Origin of the sequence: Pantoea sp. R102 (assembly GCF_004916815.1) — a bacterium.
GTDB lineage: Bacteria > Pseudomonadota > Gammaproteobacteria > Enterobacterales > Enterobacteriaceae > Pantoea > Pantoea dispersa.
Genome location: NZ_SDFT01000220.1, coordinates 1 through 4,663, shown reverse-complemented (window position 1 = coordinate 4,663; position 4,663 = coordinate 1). Strand labels below are relative to the sequence as shown.

Below are 4,663 nucleotides of genomic sequence, written 5' to 3'. Positions count from 1 at the left end.
GCATCAGTGAGAACAGCAACTCACTCCACGCGGCGGTGAAAACGAAGCCGAGCGTCGCCGCCATGCCGGGCAGCGTCAGCGGCATCAGCACGCGGTACAGCGCCTGAAAGCGGGTGCAGCCTTCCAGCATGGCGGACTCTTCGAGATCTTTCGGGATGGCATCAAAAAATGACTGCATCAGGAAGGTGGCGAACGGAACATTGAAGGCGCTGTAAATCAGAATCAGCCCCAGCAGACTATTCGTCAGTCCCAGCGGGGCCATCACCCGGTAAATCGGCGCAATGATCATCACCAGCGGAAACATCTGCGTAAACAGCAGCAGGGCCGCCATCACCATCTTGCCGCGAAACTGAAAGCGGGAAAAGGCATAGCCGGCAGCCGCGGCAATCAAGGTTGTCAGCGCGGCAGTGCTGCAGGAGACAATGAGACTGTTAATAAAAAACGTGGGGAAATCACTGTCGGTCAATACCTTCGCAAAGTGGCTCAGGGTGAAACCGCCAGGTAACAGCGTCACGCCCTGACTGAACAGTAACCTGTCCGGCGTGACGGCAATTTTAATGATCCAGTACAACGGAAACAGCGCAAACAGCAAATAGGCGGCGATGCTGAGACGATGACCGATCAACGGTAACAGGCGCATGCAGACTCCTTACTTAAGTAACTGATGGCGGATGCGCAGCAATACCAGCGCATAGCAGGTCATCAGCAGTAACAGACACACCGCCATCGCCGAGGCATAACCAAAATCCAGTTTGCGATAAGCGGTGGTGAAGATGTAACTGGAAAGAATCGAGGTTGAACCGGCCGGACCGCCGTCGGTCATCACCACGATCAAATCGGCAAAATTAGCGATCCAGATGGTACGCAGCATCACGGTAATGGCGATCATCGGGGCGAGAAACGGCAGGGTGACCCGGCGAAACTGCTGCCAGCCGCTGGCACCGTCAATGGCTGCTGCTTCATACAAATCTTTGGGAATCGACTGCAGTGCCGCCAGTAAAGTGATGGCAAAAAACGGGATGCCGAACCAGACGTTAGCAATCACCGGCCCCCACATCGCCAGTTGCGGATCAGAAAGAATATTGTAAGGTTCGCTGAGAATGCCCACGTCGCTGAGCCACTGCGGCAGCGGACCCACGACCGGGTTGAGCAGCCAGGACCAGGTCAGGCCGGAAAGAAATGCCGGCACCGCCCACGGTAAAAACACCAGCGCCTGCACCCAGCGGCGAAAGCGAAACTCGCGGTTAAGCAGCAGCGCCAGCGCGAGGCCGAAAAAGAACTGCAGCAGCAGTGAGCTCAGCGTCCAGTTAAGGGTATGGCCGAGTGCGCGAAAGAAGCGGCGATCGTCGAGCATCTGCGCAAAGTTCGCCCAGCCAACCCAGCCGCTCTCCAGCGGATTGAGCAGGTTCATGCTCTGAAAAGCGTAAGAAATGCCGATCGCCATCGGCACGAAGATGAACAGGGCGATCAGCAACAGGCCCGGTGACAGATACCACCATGGCTCAGCAAGCCGGGTCCAGCGCCAGCGGCGGCGCGCCGGGCTGGCAGGAAGAGAGATTTCAGGCATCATTTCAGGGCTCCGGTTTACGCGGGATTACTGGCTGGCGAGCCAGGCTTTTTGCTCTTTGCTCAGATAGCTGGCCCAGTCCTGCACCATATCTTTGGTGTCGTTTTCGCCCAGTAACGTCTCCTGGCTGCTCTCTTTCACGATCACTGAATTGAAATAGCCCCAGCCTTTGAGATGGGTCGGCATGGTGAGCGGCACATAATTCGGATCGTTCAACTCCTTAAACCAGCCGGCAAACTGCGGCGTCTGATAGAACGGGTCCTGTTCCGCACCTTTATAGATGGGTAGCGTGCCGACAAACTTCGCCCACGCCAGGTTATTGGTTTTATTACTGAGGAAGGTAATTAGCGGCCAGGCGACATCGTTTTGTTTACCCTGTTTGAACATCGCCCAGCCGGTATAGCCGATGGTCGGGAAGGCTTTACCGGACGGTCCAACCGGCATGGGCGCCACAGCAAAATCCTCAGCCGCCATGCTATTTTTAATCGCGATCAGCGCGTCCGGATCCTGATCGAGCATCGCGCATTTGCCGGAATAGAAGCCCGAGACAATCTCGTTAAAGCCCCAGTTCACGCTGTCTTTTGGCGCGCCGCCTTGCTGATACAAATCGACCAGCAGTTGTGCTCCCTTTATCGCCCCCTGCTGGGTTAAGGTACTGTTGCCGTCTTTATCAAAGAAAGCAGGCGAACCGTTCATCGCCGCCATAAACATCATCCACGCATTGGTTCCCCCGACACCGCCGCGCATGCAGTAGCCGCTGATACCGTTACCTGACTGACTAATACGCTTCGCGTCGCTGGCAAACTCGTCCATTGTTTTTGGCGGTTCACTCAGTCCTGCCTGCTTAAACAGCTTTTTATTCCAGAACAGCGCTCGCAGATAAAAACCGTACGGTACCATGGTGGCTTTGCCGTTCGCGGCACGCGCCATTGCCAGCGTTTTGTCCGTCAGCTGGGCGCTTTCAGGCCAGCTTTTCAGGCGGAGTTCCAGATCCTCCAGCATATTGTTGCTGGCATATAAGCCTTGCCAGGTATCGGGCATCTCCACCACATCCGGTACCTGTCCGCTCTGTAACATGGTGCCCAGTTTTTCAAATGCCTGACCCCACGGCAGCGAAATCAGCTCAATCTCGGTCCCAGGATGCTGCGTCTTGTATTCGTCGAGCATTTTTTGCAGAAGCGCGGTACGTGGCGGGCTGGTAATAACTTCCACCACGGTGAGTTTGGCGGCGAGACTGCAAAAGGCGCTGCCTAAACCCACGGCGAGTACCAGGGCTTTCAGGGCGAAACGTGTTGTCATGGCTGGTTCTCCGGAGCGTGATTAACGGTGAGTGGCGGCAGCAAGTGCCTGATTCAGATCGGTCCAAAGATCGTCGGTCTCTTCGAGGCCAACAGAGATACGGATCAGGCGCGGCGAGACACCAAAATCCTGGGCTGAATTAAATTCACTGGCCTGATTAATGACCGAAATCGCCGGCATCACCAGGCTCTCGAAACCTCCCCAGCTGACGCCCATATGGAACAGTTGCAGGGCGTTGCAGAATTGCGGTATGTCGACCTGTTCGGTCACGGCAAAGGAAAACAGCCCGCTGTAACCGAGCAGCGTGGACCATTCAGGGGGATTGAGCCCGGGGTGGCAAACCGCGCTGACCTGCGGATGGTCGCGCAGCTTTTCCGCCAGCTGCAGGGCGCTTTGCTGATGTTGCTTCATGCGCAACGGCAGCGTGCGCAGGCCACGCATCAGCAAAGACGCTTCGTTCGCAGACAGTTTGCCGCCGAGGAACGGACTAATGTGACGGGCAATGTTGTTGATGTGCTGGTGGCTGGCAATCACCAGGCCGGCCACCACATCGCTGTGGCCGCTGATGTACTTCGAGGCGGAGTGCACCACGATGTCGATACCACACAGCAGCGGCTGCTGGAAAATGGGCGAAGCCCAGCTGTTATCAATCAACGTGACGACGCCCGCATCGCGCGCCAGCGTGGCCAGCTGCCGCAGATTCTGTTCACTCATCACCCAACTGGAGGGACTTTCCAGATAGAGCAGGCTGGCGCCGGGCAGCGCGGCGGCCATCGCCGCTTCATCGTCGCCGTCAACAAACTGCGTCGTGATACCGAAACGCTGACAAAAGCCGCGCAAAAAGCGGTACGTATCGGGATAGACATGATTAACGCAGACCACTTTCGCGCCTGGCTGCACCACACTCAAAATCGCGTTGCTGATGGCGGCCATGCCGCTGGCAAAGGCGAGGCAGGCATCGCCGCCTTCCAGCGCGGCGACTTTATCCTGTAGCGCTTTGACCGTCGGGTTATCAACGCGGGAATAGAGCGGCTGGTCGCTCTCACCGCGAAAGCGGGCGATCATGCTGTCGTAATCGCTGAAGGTAAATAGGGAGGACTGATAAATCGGTGGCGTTACGGCGCCCTGTTCGTGGCGCTGGTCGTGGGTCAGCAGTGTCTGTTGCGCAATAGGTTTAGCGTTTGGCATGGATCACGTCCTTCATGTCGCGTTCGGTGATATCAAGAATCTGGTGGCAAAGGGCGCGCGCGGCCTGGCTGTCGCGGGCGCGGATGGCGTTAAACAGTTCACGGTGCAGGGGAAACGAGTCTGAAAACAGCGCCTGCTCCGGCGGGGATTCGAAAAAGGCATGCAGCGTGTCGTAGACGCCGTTAAGCATCTGCAACAGCAGCGGATTACCGGCGGCGCGGTAAATGCTGGTGTGGAAAGCCCAATCCTCCGGCCCGGCGGAACCGATAGCCAGGTGCACACGCTCCATCTCTTCCAGCCGCCGTTCGATTTCCAGCAGGTCGTCGGCGCTGGCGCGCTGCGCGGCCAGCACGCAGGACTCGGACTCAATGATGCGGCGCACTTCCAGGGCATGAAGCATGTTGGCGGAGTCGTTTTTAAAGCGCAGAGAGAGAAAACTGTCATGCAGACCGACCTCCGCCTGCAGAAAGGTGCCGCTGCCTTTTTTGCGCACAATGATGCCGAGTGCTTCCCAGCGCTTGAGCGCCTCGCGCACCGTATTACGGCTGACGCCCAGTTTCTCCGCCAGCTCGCGTTCCGGCGGCAGGCGACTGCCCGGCTGCGCGCCGG

The 4,663-nt window shown here is 57.6% G+C and carries 5 protein-coding genes; all 5 read right to left on the bottom strand.

Annotation, left to right across the window (positions count from 1 at the left end; genetic code table 11):
- The coding region (locus ERD80_RS19740; protein WP_136548227.1) for a carbohydrate ABC transporter permease at positions 1–640 on the bottom strand (640 nt) is incomplete at its 3' end.
- A gap of 9 nt (positions 641–649) precedes the next feature.
- On the bottom strand, positions 650–1,570 hold the full coding sequence (locus ERD80_RS19735) for a sugar ABC transporter permease (RefSeq protein WP_058759118.1): 921 nt from the start codon (positions 1,568–1,570) through the stop codon (positions 650–652).
- Positions 1,571–1,594: 24 nt separating this feature from the next.
- The gene (locus tag ERD80_RS19730) at positions 1,595–2,866 is read right to left on the bottom strand and encodes a sugar ABC transporter substrate-binding protein (protein ID WP_136548225.1); all 1,272 of its coding nucleotides are present in this window, start codon (positions 2,864–2,866) and stop codon (positions 1,595–1,597) included.
- A gap of 21 nt (positions 2,867–2,887) precedes the next feature.
- Positions 2,888–4,054 (bottom strand): PLP-dependent transferase, encoded by a 1,167-nt coding sequence (locus tag ERD80_RS19725; protein ID WP_136548222.1) that lies wholly within the window; start codon positions 4,052–4,054, stop codon positions 2,888–2,890.
- Positions 4,041–4,663 (bottom strand): FadR/GntR family transcriptional regulator (locus tag ERD80_RS19720; RefSeq protein ID WP_136548220.1); only part of this gene is annotated, 623 nt, incomplete at its 5' end. The genes ERD80_RS19725 and ERD80_RS19720, both read right to left, overlap by 14 nt.